At 62.5% G+C, this 13,783-nt stretch carries 18 protein-coding genes; 7 read left to right on the top strand and 11 right to left on the bottom strand.

Annotated features, from left to right (window positions below):
* The 11 genes from AC3WL2_RS14555 to AC3WL2_RS14505 form a co-directional block, all read right to left on the bottom strand.
* On the bottom strand, positions 1 to 196 hold a 196-nt coding region (locus tag AC3WL2_RS14555; protein ID WP_218277509.1), incomplete at its 3' end, for a hypothetical protein.
* Between the two features lie 31 nt (positions 197 to 227).
* A complete protein-coding gene (gene hisC / locus AC3WL2_RS14550) occupies positions 228 to 1,277 on the bottom strand; it encodes a histidinol-phosphate transaminase (RefSeq protein WP_102682723.1) in 1,050 nt (349 codons plus the stop codon).
* A gap of 2 nt (positions 1,278 to 1,279) precedes the next feature.
* The gene (hisD, locus tag AC3WL2_RS14545) at positions 1,280 to 2,602 is read right to left on the bottom strand and encodes a histidinol dehydrogenase (protein ID WP_102682722.1); all 1,323 of its coding nucleotides are present in this window, start codon (positions 2,600 to 2,602) and stop codon (positions 1,280 to 1,282) included.
* 126 nt (positions 2,603 to 2,728) lie between these two features.
* Entirely contained in the window at positions 2,729 to 3,364 is a 636-nt protein-coding gene (gene hisG, locus AC3WL2_RS14540) for an ATP phosphoribosyltransferase (protein ID WP_023630427.1), read from the bottom strand.
* A 93-nt stretch (positions 3,365 to 3,457) separates the two neighbouring features.
* Positions 3,458 to 4,723 carry a UDP-N-acetylglucosamine 1-carboxyvinyltransferase gene (murA, locus tag AC3WL2_RS14535; protein WP_046856963.1) on the bottom strand — a complete coding sequence of 422 codons (1,266 nt, stop codon included), beginning with the start codon at positions 4,721 to 4,723 and terminating at the stop codon, positions 3,458 to 3,460.
* A 23-nt stretch (positions 4,724 to 4,746) separates the two neighbouring features.
* The gene (locus tag AC3WL2_RS14530; protein ID WP_023630425.1) at positions 4,747 to 4,986 is read right to left on the bottom strand and encodes a BolA family protein; all 240 of its coding nucleotides are present in this window, start codon (positions 4,984 to 4,986) and stop codon (positions 4,747 to 4,749) included.
* A gap of 118 nt (positions 4,987 to 5,104) precedes the next feature.
* The gene (locus AC3WL2_RS14525; protein WP_023630424.1) at positions 5,105 to 5,407 is read right to left on the bottom strand and encodes an STAS domain-containing protein; all 303 of its coding nucleotides are present in this window, start codon (positions 5,405 to 5,407) and stop codon (positions 5,105 to 5,107) included.
* Positions 5,404 to 6,057 (bottom strand): MlaC/ttg2D family ABC transporter substrate-binding protein, encoded by a 654-nt coding sequence (locus AC3WL2_RS14520; protein ID WP_046856965.1) that lies wholly within the window; start codon positions 6,055 to 6,057, stop codon positions 5,404 to 5,406. Before AC3WL2_RS14520 ends, AC3WL2_RS14525 begins: the two co-directional genes overlap by 4 nt.
* A gap of 9 nt (positions 6,058 to 6,066) precedes the next feature.
* Positions 6,067 to 6,552 (bottom strand): outer membrane lipid asymmetry maintenance protein MlaD, encoded by a 486-nt coding sequence (mlaD, locus tag AC3WL2_RS14515; protein WP_023630422.1) that lies wholly within the window; start codon positions 6,550 to 6,552, stop codon positions 6,067 to 6,069.
* A complete protein-coding gene (gene mlaE / locus AC3WL2_RS14510; RefSeq protein WP_031315029.1) occupies positions 6,552 to 7,349 on the bottom strand; it encodes a lipid asymmetry maintenance ABC transporter permease subunit MlaE in 798 nt (265 codons plus the stop codon). The genes mlaD and mlaE overlap by 1 nt, the downstream gene beginning before the upstream one ends.
* Entirely contained in the window at positions 7,349 to 8,158 is an 810-nt protein-coding gene (locus AC3WL2_RS14505; protein WP_023630420.1) for an ATP-binding cassette domain-containing protein, read from the bottom strand. The genes mlaE and AC3WL2_RS14505 overlap by 1 nt, the downstream gene beginning before the upstream one ends.
* Positions 8,159 to 8,403: 245 nt before the next feature.
* Between AC3WL2_RS14505 and AC3WL2_RS14500 the strand changes: the two genes are divergently transcribed.
* From AC3WL2_RS14500 to hpf, 7 genes are all read left to right on the top strand, one after another.
* Entirely contained in the window at positions 8,404 to 9,378 is a 975-nt protein-coding gene (locus tag AC3WL2_RS14500; protein WP_102682721.1) for a KpsF/GutQ family sugar-phosphate isomerase, read from the top strand.
* On the top strand, positions 9,379 to 9,903 hold the full coding sequence (locus tag AC3WL2_RS14495; protein WP_102682720.1) for a KdsC family phosphatase: 525 nt from the start codon (positions 9,379 to 9,381) through the stop codon (positions 9,901 to 9,903).
* An 8-nt stretch (positions 9,904 to 9,911) separates the two neighbouring features.
* Positions 9,912 to 10,484, top strand: coding sequence for an LPS export ABC transporter periplasmic protein LptC (gene lptC, locus AC3WL2_RS14490; RefSeq protein ID WP_102682719.1), 573 nt, complete (start codon positions 9,912 to 9,914; stop codon positions 10,482 to 10,484).
* Positions 10,471 to 10,995, top strand: a complete 525-nt coding sequence (gene lptA, locus AC3WL2_RS14485; RefSeq protein ID WP_023629083.1) for a lipopolysaccharide transport periplasmic protein LptA — start codon at positions 10,471 to 10,473, stop codon at positions 10,993 to 10,995. Before lptC ends, lptA begins: the two co-directional genes overlap by 14 nt.
* Positions 10,996 to 11,721 (top strand): LPS export ABC transporter ATP-binding protein, encoded by a 726-nt coding sequence (gene lptB, locus AC3WL2_RS14480; RefSeq protein WP_023629084.1) that lies wholly within the window; start codon positions 10,996 to 10,998, stop codon positions 11,719 to 11,721.
* A 174-nt stretch (positions 11,722 to 11,895) separates the two neighbouring features.
* Entirely contained in the window at positions 11,896 to 13,392 is a 1,497-nt protein-coding gene (locus AC3WL2_RS14475; RefSeq protein ID WP_102682718.1) for an RNA polymerase factor sigma-54, read from the top strand.
* A 78-nt stretch (positions 13,393 to 13,470) separates the two neighbouring features.
* The gene (gene hpf, locus AC3WL2_RS14470) at positions 13,471 to 13,779 is read left to right on the top strand and encodes a ribosome hibernation-promoting factor, HPF/YfiA family (protein WP_023629086.1); all 309 of its coding nucleotides are present in this window, start codon (positions 13,471 to 13,473) and stop codon (positions 13,777 to 13,779) included.
* Positions 13,780 to 13,783: the final 4 nt, after the last annotated feature.

The following is a 13,783-nucleotide window of genomic DNA, read 5'->3' as shown; positions in this document are numbered from 1 at the left end:
CGGATGAATGGAGCGAGGATTTTTTGGTTCCTTTTTGATCCTTCAAAAAGGGACCCGCCGTAAGGGCGGAAAGGTGAATAAGCGTCGACATCAAAAATGAATGCGCATACAACTTCCAAAACCACCAAACAACAACAACAACAACAACAACAACAACAACAACAACAAGGGGCGAATCAGAAGTCAGAACAACCAACCCCAATTCGCCCCCTGTCAAAACCCTGATATCAATTCAAAGCATCAAGCAAAGCCTGATTCATCTCCGGCGTCCCAATGGTAATCCGCAGGAACTGCGCAATCCGCTCCTGCTTGAAGTGCCGAACAATCACCCCCTGCTCACGAAGCCGCGCCGCGATCCCGGCAGCATCCTGCCCGGGATGCCGGGCAAAGATGAAGTTCGCCGCCGAAGGCAGCACTTCGAACCCACGCGCCACCAACTCAGAAACCAGCACGTCCCGGCTGTCGATAACCTTGCGGCAGGTCTCATCGAAATACTCACGGTCGTCGAACGCCGCCGCCGCCCCGACAATCGCCATGCGATCCAACGGGTAGGAGTTAAAGCTGTTCTTGATCCGCTCCAAGGCCTCGATCAGGTCAGGATGCCCCACCGCCAGGCCAACCCTGAGCCCCGCCAGCGAACGCGACTTGGACAAGGTCTGGGTCACCAGCAGGTTGTCATAGCGATCAACCAGGCTGATGGCCGTTTCGCCACCGAAATCGATGTAGGCCTCATCGACCACCACCACCGAATCCCGGTTGGCCTGCAGCAGTTGCTCGACCGCCGCAAGCGGTAACAGGCAGCCGGTCGGCGCATTGGGGTTGGGGAAGATGACCCCGGCATTGGGCTTGCTGTAGTCCGAAACCCGGATCTGGAACTGCTCATCCAGCGCCACCTGCTCGAACGCGATACCGTACAGGCCGCAATACACCGGATAGAAGCTGTAGCTGACGTCCGGGAACAGCAGCGGCCCACGATCGTGCTGGAACAGGCCATGGAAGATGTGCGCCAGCACCTCGTCCGAACCGTTGCCGACGAACACCTGGGCCGGTGCCACACCATAGTACTCGGCCACCGCCTGCTTGAGCCGGTCACCGTTCGGGTCCGGATACAGGCGCAGGTTATCGTTGAGCTCACCGCGCATGGCTTCCAGCGCCTTGGGCGACGGGCCATAGGGGTTCTCGTTGGTGTTCAGCTTGACCAGCCGCGCCAGCTTTGGCTGCTCACCCGGCACGTAAGGCACCAGGTCCTTGACGAAGGGACTCCAGAAACGACTCATGCTTAGTTCCCCTTCTCGTTGAGGATGCGGTATTCAGCGCTACGGGCATGGGCGGTCAGCGACTCGCCACGGGCCAGCACCGACGCGGTGTGACCCAGTTCGGATGCGCCCTGCTCGGAGCAGAAGATGATCGACGAACGCTTCTGGAAGTCGTACACACCCAGTGGCGAAGAGAAGCGCGCGGTGCCGGAGGTTGGCAACACATGGTTGGGGCCTGCGCAGTAGTCGCCCAGCGCCTCGCTGGTATGGCGGCCCATGAAGATCGCGCCGGCATGGCGGATCTGCGGCAACCAGGCCTGCGGGTCGGCCACCGACAGCTCCAGGTGCTCAGGGGCGATGCGGTTGGCCACCTCGATGGCCTGCTGCATGTCACGCACCTGGATCAGCGCGCCACGGCCGTTGATCGACTTCTCGATGATCTCGGCACGCTCCATGGTCGGCAGCAGCTTGTCGATGCTGGCAGCGACGCGATCGAGGAAAGCGGCGTCCGGGCTGACCAGGATCGCCTGGGCATCCTCGTCGTGTTCGGCCTGGGAGAACAGGTCCATGGCGATCCAGTCCGGATCGGTCTGGCCGTCGCAGACCACCAGAATCTCCGAAGGGCCGGCGATCATGTCGATACCAACCTGGCCGAACACATGGCGCTTGGCAGTGGCCACGTAGATGTTGCCCGGGCCGACGATCTTGTCCACCTGCGGCACGCTCTCGGTACCGTAGGCCAGGGCTGCCACGGCCTGGGCACCACCGACGGTGAACACCCGGTCGACCCCGGCGATACAGGCTGCGGCGAGGACCAGTTCGTTGACCTCGCCACGGGGGGTCGGCACTACCATCACCACCTCGCCGACGCCCGCGACCTTGGCCGGAATGGCATTCATCAACACCGACGACGGGTACGATGCCTTGCCACCAGGCACATACAGCCCGGCGCGGTCCAGCGGCGTGACCTTCTGGCCGAGGACGGTGCCGTCAGCCTCGGTGTACTGCCACGAGTCCTGCTTCTGCCGCTCATGGTAGATACGCACGCGGTTGGCGGCCTTTTCCAGGGCCTCGCGCTGCACCGGGGTAATGCGCGTCAGCGCCAGCTCCAGGCGCTCGCGATCGAGGATCAGGTCATCGATTGTCTTGGCATCGACGCCATCGAAACGCTGGGTGAACTCCACCAGCGCCTGGTCACCGCGCTCACGCACGGCCTTGATGATGTCGAGCACGCGCTGGTTGACCGCGTCATCGGACACACTTTCCCAGCTCAGCAGATGATCCAGATGTCGGGCGAAATCCTGGTCAGCGGCGTTGAGACGGGCAATTGCAGTGGACACGGTCATGGCGAGGGCCTCGTTATTAGCGGATGTTCAGGCGCCCTAAAGCTACCACTCCATCCGCGCGGGCACCTGGGAAAAAAGGCTATGACGCGGATAGACGGGCGCGACAGCGGAGGTCGCGCGCAGAGGTCAGCCGCGGTGTCGCGATTCGACGGCGTTGCGCAGGGTGTCGATCAGGCTCTGGATACGGGCGTGCTGCATCTTCATGGAGGCCTTGTTGACCACCAGGCGCGAGCTGATCGTGGCGATCAGGTCCTGGGGCTCGAGGCCGTTGGCGCGCAGGGTATTGCCGGTGTCGACCACGTCGATGATCTTGTCGGCAAGGTTGATCAGCGGCGCCAGCTCCATGGAGCCGTACAGCTTGATGATGTCGACCTGGCGGCCCTGTTCGGCATAGTAGCGCTTGGCTACATTGACGAACTTGGTAGCCACGCGCAGGCGACCTTTGGGCTCGGGTGCGCCGGTTACGCCAGCGGTCATCAGCTTGCACTGGGCGATCTGCAGGTCCAGGGGTTCGTACAGGCCCTGGCCACCGTACTCCATCAGCACGTCCTTGCCGGCCACACCGAGGTCGGCGGCGCCATGCTCGACATAGGTCGGCACATCGGTGGCACGCACGATGAGCAGGCGCACATCATCCTGCGTGGTGGGGATGATCAGCTTGCGGCTCTTGTCCGGATTCTCGGTCGGCACGATACCGGCCTCGGCCAGCAGTGGCAGGGTATCGTCGAGAATACGGCCTTTGGATAGCGCGATGGTCAACATTGGAACGTCGGTCCTTAAGCGTCTACTGCCGGCCGGGCTCTGCAGCCCGACCGCATAGGATTCGGCTGGCGCGTCCCTGCGCCGTGATGACTGCTAGCCCGGTACGCGACGTATCTTCGCGCCCAGCATCTGCAGTTTCTCCTCGATGCACTCGTAGCCACGGTCGATGTGGTAGATGCGATCGATCAGGGTGTCGCCTTCGGCGACCAGCGCCGACAGCACCAGGCTGGCGGAAGCACGCAGGTCGGTGGCCATTACCGGCGCACCTTTGAGCGCCTTGACGCCAGTGACGATGGCGGTGTTGCCCTCGACCTGGATCTGCGCACCCATGCGGTGCATCTCATACACGTGCATGAAGCGGTTCTCGAAGATGGTCTCGATTACCGCGCCAGTGCCTTCGGCGATGGCGTTGAGCGAAATGAACTGCGCCTGCATATCAGTTGGAAACGCCGGGTAAGGAGCGGTACGCAGGTTAACGGCCTTCGGACGCTTGCCGTGCATGTCCAGCTCGATCCAGTCTTCGCCAGTGGTGATGTCGGCGCCGGCTTCCTTGAGCTTCTCGAGGACGGCTTCGAGGATGGTCGGATCGGTATCCTTGACCTTGACGCGGCCACCGGTAACGGCAGCGGCGACCAGGTAGGTGCCGGTCTCGATACGGTCGGGCATGACGCGGTAGTTGGCCGAGTGCAGACGCTCGACGCCATCGATGGTGATGGTGTCGGTACCGGCGCCCTGGATCTTCGCACCCATGGCGATCAGGAAGTTGGCCAGGTCGACCACCTCCGGCTCACGGGCGGCGTTCTGCAGCACGCTGCGGCCCTTGGCCAGGGCGGCGGCCATCATGATGTTCTCGGTGCCGGTGACGCTGACGGTGTCGAAGAAGAAATGCGCGCCGCGCAGGCCGCCTTCGGGGGCCTTGGCCTTGATGTAGCCGCCTTCGACGTCGATCTTCGCGCCCATGGCCTCGAGGCCGCGGATGTGCAGGTCGACCGGACGCGAACCGATGGCGCAGCCACCCGGCAGGGCCACTTCGGCCTCACCGAAGCGGGCTACCATGGGGCCGAGCACCAGGATCGAGGCGCGCATGGTCTTGACCAGCTCGTAGGGAGCGACCAGGGTCTTGATGGTACGCGGGTCGATCTCCACCGAGAGCTTTTCGTCGATCACAGGCTCGATGCCCATGCGGCCGAACAGCTCGATCATGGTGGTGATGTCGTGCAGGTGCGGCAGGTTGCCGACCGTGACCGGGCCATCGCACAGCAGGGTGGCCGAAAGGATCGGCAGGGCGGAGTTCTTTGCGCCGGAAATGCGGATCTCGCCATCGAGACGCGCGCCACCAGTGATAATCAGTTTGTCCATACGTATCTCGCCGCCAAGTAGGCTCAGGTGCGCTCAGCCCAGGCTGCGCTGCTGAAGAATTTCATGGTTACCGCGTGAATGCTGCCGTTGGCGATCCACGGATTGAGGTGAGCATAGATCGCCTGCTGACGCTTGACCGGGCTCTGGCCGGCCAGCTCGTCGCTGATCACGTTCAACTGGAAGTTGCAGCCTTCGCCTTCAACTTCGACCTGGGTTCCCGGCAATTTCTCTTCCAGAAAGCTTTTAACTTCTACGGCCTGCATGCTCAACCTCGATCGGCGCCCAACGCGCGCGGGTCGGCCATCATACAAAAAAGCCCCTCGCCTGCGAAGCCCATGAAGGGGCGCACTGACCGAGGGGCCTTTCCCGAACGGCAGGGCATCAGCCCGCCAATACCTCATCGAGGTCATAGACCCCGGCAATTTCCTGCATGTTCTCGGGGATACCGCGCAACTCCCAGGTTTTTCCCGCCGCCTGGGCATCGCGCATGAACCCCAGCAGCAACGACAGGCCGACGCTGCTCGATTTGACCACCGCAGTGCAATCGAACACCAGGCGCGCCTCGCCACTGGCGGCGATCAACGCCTTGCCCTGTTTGCGCAGGGCCGGGCCGCTGCGGTAATCCAGCACGCCGGCCAGGGCAAGAACGCCCGGCGCGGCCATGCTCACGGCGGCGTCACTCATTTGACTTCCTTATCCGGCGAGCTGTCGGCTGTTTCCTTGGCCTTGGCCACTTCACCGGCCCAACCGTCGATGGTCTTGTCCAGGTTGTTGCCGTTACGCTGCATGGCATCCTGGAACTGGTCGCGGAACAGCTTGCCGATGTTGATGCCGTTGACGATGACGTTACGCACCTTCCACTCGCCGTCCAGCTTGACCATGGTGTACTGCACCGGATAGACCGCGCCGTTGGTGCCGGTGATCTTCATGCCGACGCTGGTGCGATCGTCACCCTCGGCCTTGGCCGGGTCGACGGTGATGCCCTGGTTGTTGTACTCCAGCAAGGCGTTGCCATAGAACTGCATCAGGCTGCGCTTGAAGTTCTCCTGGAAGCGCTGCATCTGCTCGGGCGAGGCCTTGCGCGAATACTTGACCGTCATGATGCTCTTGGAGATGCCGTCGGCATCGACCACCGGGCCGAGATTGGCGTTGAGCGCGTTGTAAAACGCATTGGGATCGGCCTTGTACTGCTCCTTGTTGCTCTTCAGATCGCTGAGCAACTGGGTGGTGGTGCCCTGGATCACATCACGGGCAGACTGCCCAGGCGCGGCCAGGGCCAGCAGGGGGAAGGCCGCCAGCAGAACCAGCAGGCCACGTCGCAGGATCGAAATCATGGAAACTCCTTAATTAGCCGGTTGAGCTTCTTTCGGTTCCTTGCCCACCGAGTTGAGCAGGAACTTGCCGATCAGATCTTCCAGCACCAGCGCCGACTGCGTGTCGTGGATGGTGCTGCCATCCTTGAGAACCACGTCCTCGCCGCCCACGCTGATGCCGATGTACTTCTCGCCCAGCAGGCCGGCGGTCAGGATCGAGGCAGTGGAGTCGGTCGGCAGGTTGTCGACATGCTTGTCCAGCTGCAGCGTGACCCGGCCGGTATAGGAGTCGCGATCCAGATCGATGGCGGTGACCTTGCCGATGGTCACGCCAGCCATGGTCACTTTAGCTCTGACCGTCAAACCGGCGATATTGTCGAAGTACGCATAAACTTTATATGTGTCGCTGCTCGGGCTGGCCGACAGCCCGCTGACACGCAGGGCCAGCAGCAGCAGCGCCAGGATCCCGGCCAGGAGGAACAGGCCGACACCGATTTCCAGGGTGCGGTTTTGCATCAGAAATCTCCAAACATCAAGGCGGTCAGAATAAAGTCCAGACCCAGGACTGCCAACGAGGCATAGACCACGGTCTTGGTGGTGGCACGGCTGATCCCTTCTGAAGTGGGCTCACAGTCGTACCCCTGGAATACGGCGATCCAGGTAACGACGAAGGCGAACACCAGGCTCTTGATCAGCCCGTTGAGCACGTCGTCGCTGAAAGAGACACTGTTCTGCATGTTGCCCCAGAACGAGCCTTCGTAGACGCCCAGCCAGTCCACGGCGACCCACGAGCCGCCCCAGATGCCCACCACGCTGAAGATCAGCGCCAGCAGCGGCAGCGAAATGAAGCCGGCCCACAGGCGTGGCGCCACGATGTACTTGAGCGGGTCGACGCCGATCATTTCCAGGCTCGACAGTTGCTCGGTGGATTTCATGTTGCCGATTTCGGCGGTCAGCGCAGAACCCGCGCGGCCAGCGAACAGCAAAGCGGTGACCACCGGCCCGAGCTCGCGCAGCAGGGTCAGGGCGACCATCTGCCCCACCGCCTGTTCCGAGCCATACTTGTTGAGAATGCTGTAGCCCTGCAGCGCCAGGACCATGCCGATGAACACGCCGGACACGACGATGATCGCCAGCGACAGCACGCCCACCGAATACAGTTGCTTGACCAGCAGCTGGAAACCGCCGCCGATACCACTGCGCCCGCCCAGCGAATGGCCGAGGAACAGGCACGAGCGTCCCAGTACGGCCAGCACATCGATGGCCGAACGGCCGAACAGACGGATACGTTCGAGTAAGGATTTTCTGCGCATCAACGCGTCCCCAGCAAATCGGCGCGGTAGTCAGGCGCAGGGAAGTGGAAGGGTACCGGGCCATCAGGGTCGCCTTTCATGAACTGGCGGATGCGCGGGTTGTCCGAGCCCATCAGTTCGTCCGGCGTGCCCTGCCCCAGCACCTGGCCATCGCCGACCACATAGATGTAGTCGGCAATGCTCGCGGTTTCCGCCAGGTCATGGGACACCACGATACTGGTGATGCCCAGGGCATCGTTGAGCAGGCGGATCAGGCGCACCAGCACGCCCATGGCGATCGGGTCCTGACCGACGAACGGCTCGTCGTACATGAGGATCTGCGGGTCCAGGGCGATCGCACGGGCCAGTGCCACACGGCGCTTCATGCCGCCAGACAGCTCGTCGGGCATCAGGTCGATGGCGCCGCGCAGACCCACGGCCTGCAGCTTCATCAGCACGATGTCGCGGATCATCTCGTCCGACAGCTGCGTATGCACCCGCAGCGGGAAGGCCACGTTCTCGAACACATCCAGGTCGGTGAACAGCGCACCGCTCTGGAACAGCACGCCCATCTGCTTGCGCGCATCGAACAGGTCGCCCCGCGACAGCGCGGGCAGGTTCTGCCCATTGACCCAGACTTCGCCGCCGGCCGGGCGCAACTGCGCGCCCATCAGGCGCAGCAAGGTGGTCTTGCCGCACCCTGAAGGCCCCATGATGCCGGTGACCTTGCCGCGGGGAATGCGTATGTCCACGTTGCTGAAAATGCTGCGCGAACCGCGCTTGAAGGTGACGCCCTTCAACTCGACCGCGTAGGCGCTATCCACACTCATCTAGACTCCTTGCTAGTGCAGCCTCGTCATAGTGGACGCCTGCCTTCATCTTGAAGGCACACAGGTCCCCGGCGGGCCGAATAGCGGCGAACTATAGCACCGCTGATAGGCCCGCCCCAAGGCCGTCACCCCACTCGTTCAGGGCACAGACAGGCAGGCGCGGCATCCATATGACATTCGAAGGATGAGCCTTTCACACATTGCGGCTATAATCGCCGCCTTTTCATCAGGCATTGCGTTCCGACATGACCCAATCCAGCGAGCTGATCCAATCCGCCCAGCGCACCCTGCGCCTCGAACTCGAGGCCGTGGAGGCCCTGCTGGCCCGCATCGACGGGGACTTCGTCAAGGCCTGCGAACTGATCCTGGCCAGCAAGGGGCGGGTCGTGGTGGTAGGCATGGGCAAGTCGGGGCACATCGGCAACAAGATCGCCGCCACCCTGGCCAGCACCGGCACCCCGGCGTTCTTCGTGCACCCGGCCGAGGCCAGCCATGGCGACATGGGCATGATCACCCGTGACGATGTCATTCTTGCCCTGTCCAACTCCGGCAGCACCGCCGAGATCATCACCCTGCTGCCCTTGATCAAGCGCCTGGGCATCCAGATGATCAGCCTCACCGGCAAACCGGACTCGCCCCTGGCCCAGGCCGCCGAGGTCAACCTCGACGCCAGCGTCGCCCAGGAAGCCTGCCCGCTCAACCTTGCGCCGACCTCCTCCACCACTGCGGCGCTGGCGCTGGGCGACGCCTTGGCCATCGCCCTGCTGGAGGCTCGCGGCTTCACCGCCGAAGACTTTGCCTTCTCCCACCCGGGCGGCGCGCTGGGCCGTCGCCTGCTGCTGAAGGTCGAGAACGTCATGCATGCCGGCGAAGAGCTGCCCGTGGTAAAGAACGGCACCCTGCTCAAGGACGCGCTGCTTGAAATGTCTCGCAAAGGTTTGGGCATGACCGTGGTGCTGGGTAACGACGGCAAGCTGGCCGGCGTCTTCACCGACGGTGACCTGCGCCGCAGCCTGGACCGCAACATCGACGTGCACAAGACGCTCATCGACGAAGTCATGACCGTGCACGGCAAGACCGCCCGCGCCGAGATGCTCGCCGCCGAGGCACTGAAGATCATGGAAGACCACAAGATCAGCGCGCTGGTGGTTGTCGATCAGGACGACCGCCCGACCGGCGCCCTGAACATGCACGACCTGCTGCGCGCCGGAGTGATGTAAATGACCCAGGACCTGATGCAACGCGCCAAGACTATCAAGCTGGCGGTGTTCGACGTTGACGGCGTGCTCACCGATGGCCGCCTGTACTTCCTCGAGGACGGCAGCGAGTTCAAGACCTTCAACACCCTCGACGGCCACGGCATCAAGATGCTCATGGCCTCGGGCGTGACCACCGCGATCATCAGCGGGCGCAAGACCCCTGTGGTCGAGCGCCGGGCGAAGAACCTTGGTATCCCGCACCTGTTCCAGGGCCGCGAGGACAAACTGGTGGTGCTGGACGGCCTGCTCGCCGAACTCAATCTAAGCTATGAACAGGTCGCCTACCTCGGCGACGATCTGCCCGACTTGCCGGTGATCCGCCGCGTCGGCCTGGGCATGGCGGTGCAGAATGCCGCGGCCTTCGTTCGCCAGCATGCCCACGGCGTTACCCAGGCCCGCGGCGGCGAAGGCGCCGCCCGCGAGTTCTGTGAACTGATCATGCAGGCCCAGGGCACCCTGGACGCTGCCAACGCCCATTACCTCTAAGGCTGCCCATGCTCAGCAAGAAGATCAGAAATGTCGCGCTGCTAGGCGGGATCGCCGCCGTGCTGGTTGCGGTAGGCTATTGGAACATCAGCCCGGAAAGCTTCCTCGAACAGCCCCAGGCCCAGGTCGACCAGAGCGCCATCGACTACTACGCGATCAACGCCCACAGCCTGCAGTTCCTGCCCGACGGCAAGCTGCAGTACGAGATGACCGCCGCCAAGGTCGAGCACCTCAAGGCCAGCGAGGTCACCCTGGTGACCACCCCCGACCTGCATATGTACCGTGGCACCGAGTACCCCTGGCATGTGCAGAGCAAGCGCGCCGAGGTCAACCCGGACGGCACCGAGGTGGAGCTGATCGACGATGTGCGCGTGGCGCGCACCGACGAGAAGCAACGCGAAACCATCATCACCAGCACACGCATGACCGTGTTCCCGCAGAAGCAATATGCGCAGACCGAGCAAGCCGTTAGAATCGACGGCGCCGGTGGCACGACTACGGGCAAAGGAATGAAAGCGTATTTGAAAGAAGGCAGGATGGACCTGCTCTCTAACGTAAGAGGACAGTATGAGGCTCGTTAAAACCATCCCCCTTCTGCTCAGCCTGGGCGTAGCACTGGGAAGCGCGAGCGCCTTCGCCCTGCCGAACGACCGTGACCAGCCGATCCGCATCCAGGCGGACAACGCCCACCTGGACGACAAGCAGGGCGTGGCCACCTACACCGGCGACGTGATCATCACCCAGGGCTCGATGATGATCAAAGGCAACACCGTGACCATGACCCGCGCCGCCAACGGCGATATCGACGTGGTCACCTCGGTGGGCAACCTGGCCTACTTCGAGCAGCAGCAGAGCGCCGCCAAGCCCGACAAGATGAAAGGCTGGGCCGTGACCATCCAGTACCAGGCGCAGAAAGACGTGGTGATCCTCACCGACCGCGCCAAGGTCGAGAACGAAGGCAACACCACCGAAGGCGAGAAGATCGTCTACAACACCAAGACCCAGGTGGCTACCGCCGGACGCGGTGGCAACGTGACTGCACCGCGTCAGCGTATCGACATGGTCATTCAACCGAAGAAAAAGGCCGAGTAAATGGCAACCCTCAAAGCCCAGCACCTGGCCAAGAGCTACAAGGGCAGGCAAGTCGTGCGCGACGTCAGCCTGTCCATCGACAGCGGCCAGATCGTCGGCCTGCTCGGCCCCAACGGCGCCGGCAAGACCACCTGTTTCTACATGATCGTCGGCCTGGTCCAGGCCGACCAGGGCCGTGTGCTGATCGACAGCCTCGATGTCAGCCACCAGCCGATGCACGGGCGCGCCCAGGCCGGTATCGGCTACCTGCCGCAGGAAGCGTCGATCTTCCGTAAACTGTCGGTGGCCGACAACATCATGGCCATCCTCGAGACCCGCAAGGACCTCGATCGCGAAGGCCGCCGCAAGGAGCTGGAAAGCCTGCTGCAGGAGTTCCACATCAGCCATATCCGCGACAATCTGGGCATGAGCCTGTCCGGCGGCGAACGTCGCCGGGTCGAGATCGCCCGCGCCCTGGCCACCGCACCCAAGTTCATCCTGCTGGACGAACCGTTCGCCGGTGTCGACCCGATTTCCGTCGGCGACATCAAGCAGATCATCCACCACCTCAAGAACAAGGGCATCGGCGTACTGATCACCGACCACAACGTTCGCGAGACACTGGACATCTGCGAGACGGCCTACATCGTCAACGATGGCCAACTGATCGCCGAAGGCGATGCCGAGACCATCCTGGCCAACCAGTTGGTCAAGGAAGTTTACCTGGGGCACGAGTTCCGACTCTGACCACAGGCCTGCCCGGAGCACTGGCGAATGCGCCTGATCGGGGCTTAAGTTGTTACAGTGCTCTAGGCAAACGCTGCAATTTCAGGCATATAACTTGCTTAAAGTCGGCGCCCAAGCGCCCTACGTGTAGTGGATGGCGCATGCGCGCCGGCAACAAGGTATTAAGCCCCAGCCATGAAACCATCGCTCGTCCTAAAAATGGGCCAGCAACTGACGATGACACCTCAGTTGCAACAGGCCATCCGCCTGCTTCAGCTCTCCACCCTGGACCTCCAGCAGGAAATCCAGGAAGCGCTGGAGTCCAACCCGATGCTCGAACGTCAGGAAGACGGCGAGGACTTCGACAACAGCGACCCCATGGCGGACAACGCCGAGAACAAGCCGACCGCCGAAGCCCAGGACAACAGTTTCCAGGAAACCTCCAGCAGTACCACGGAAAACCTGGAGGACGGCGAATGGGCCGAGCGGATCCCCAACGAATTGCCGGTCGACACTGCCTGGGAAGACATCTACCAGACCAGCGCCAGCAGCCTGCCGAGCAACGATGACGACGAATGGGACTTCACCACCCGTACGTCGGTGGGCGAGAGCCTGCAAAGCCACCTGCTGTGGCAGCTCAACCTGGCGCCGATGTCCGACACCGACCGGCTGATCGCCGTCACCCTGATCGACAGCATCAACGCCCAGGGCTACCTGGAAGACACCCTCGAAGAAATCTGCGCCGGTTTCGACCCGGAGCTGGACATCGAGCTGGACGAGGTCGAGGCGGTGCTGCACCGCATCCAGCAGTTCGAGCCGGCCGGCATTGGCGCCCGCACCCTCGGCGAATGCCTGCTGCTGCAACTGCGCCAGCTGCCGGCCTCGACACCCTGGATGAGCGAGGCACAGCGCCTGGTCACCGACTTCATCGACCTGCTCGGCAGCCGCGACTACAGCCAGCTGATGCGCCGGATGAAGCTCAAGGAAGACGAACTGCGCCAGATCATCGAACTGGTACAGAGCCTCAACCCGCGCCCGGGCTCGCAGATCGAGTCCAGTGAACCCGAGTACGTCGTGCCCGACGTCATCGTGCGCAAGGACAGCGAACGCTGGCTGGTCGAGCTCAACCAGGAGGCGGTGCCGAAGCTGCGCGTCAATCCGCAGTACGCCGGCTTCGTCCGTCGCGCCGACACCAGCGCCGACAATACCTTCATGCGCAACCAGTTGCAGGAGGCGCGCTGGTTCATCAAGAGCCTGCAGAGCCGCAACGAGACGCTGATGAAAGTGGCGACGCAGATCGTCGAGCACCAGCGTGGCTTCCTCGACCATGGCGACGAGGCCATGAAGCCGCTGGTCCTGCATGACATCGCCGAGGCGGTGGGCATGCACGAATCGACCATTTCCCGGGTGACCACGCAGAAATACATGCACACCCCGCGCGGCATCTACGAACTGAAATACTTTTTCTCGAGCCACGTGAGCACCGCCGAAGGCGGCGAATGCTCGTCCACGGCAATCCGCGCGATCATCAAGAAACTGGTGGCTGCGGAAAATCAGAAAAAGCCATTGAGTGACAGCAAGATCGCTGGTTTACTGGAGGCACAAGGCATCCAGGTAGCCCGTCGCACCGTCGCCAAGTATCGCGAGTCGTTGGGGATCGCCCCTTCGAGCGAGCGCAAGCGGCTGATGTAGCCCCCGGATGTGCCACAGCGTTTCAGTGGCAGGTGCAACACCTGCCTCTTTATGCACGGGCAACAAAGGAGAAGCTGTATGCAAGTCAACATCAGTGGACAGCATGTAGAAGTCACCCAACCACTGCGCGATTACGTGCTCGAGAAGCTCGCCCGGGTGGAGGGTCATTTCGACAAGATCACCAACGTGACGGTGATCATGAAAGTCGAGAAGCTTCAGCAGAAGATCGAAGCCACGCTCCAGATTCCCGGCGGTGAGGTGGTTGCAAACGCCGAACACCAAGACATGTATGCAGCGATCGATGCCCTGGCCGACAAGCTCGACCGCCAACTGAAAAAACACAAGGAAAAACAGCAAAGCCTGCTGCAAGGCGCAGCCGCCCGCTGATCCC

It is taken from the genome of Pseudomonas sp. FW305-96, from assembly GCF_058783825.1.
This window is presented reverse-complemented; position numbering and strand designations above follow the sequence as displayed.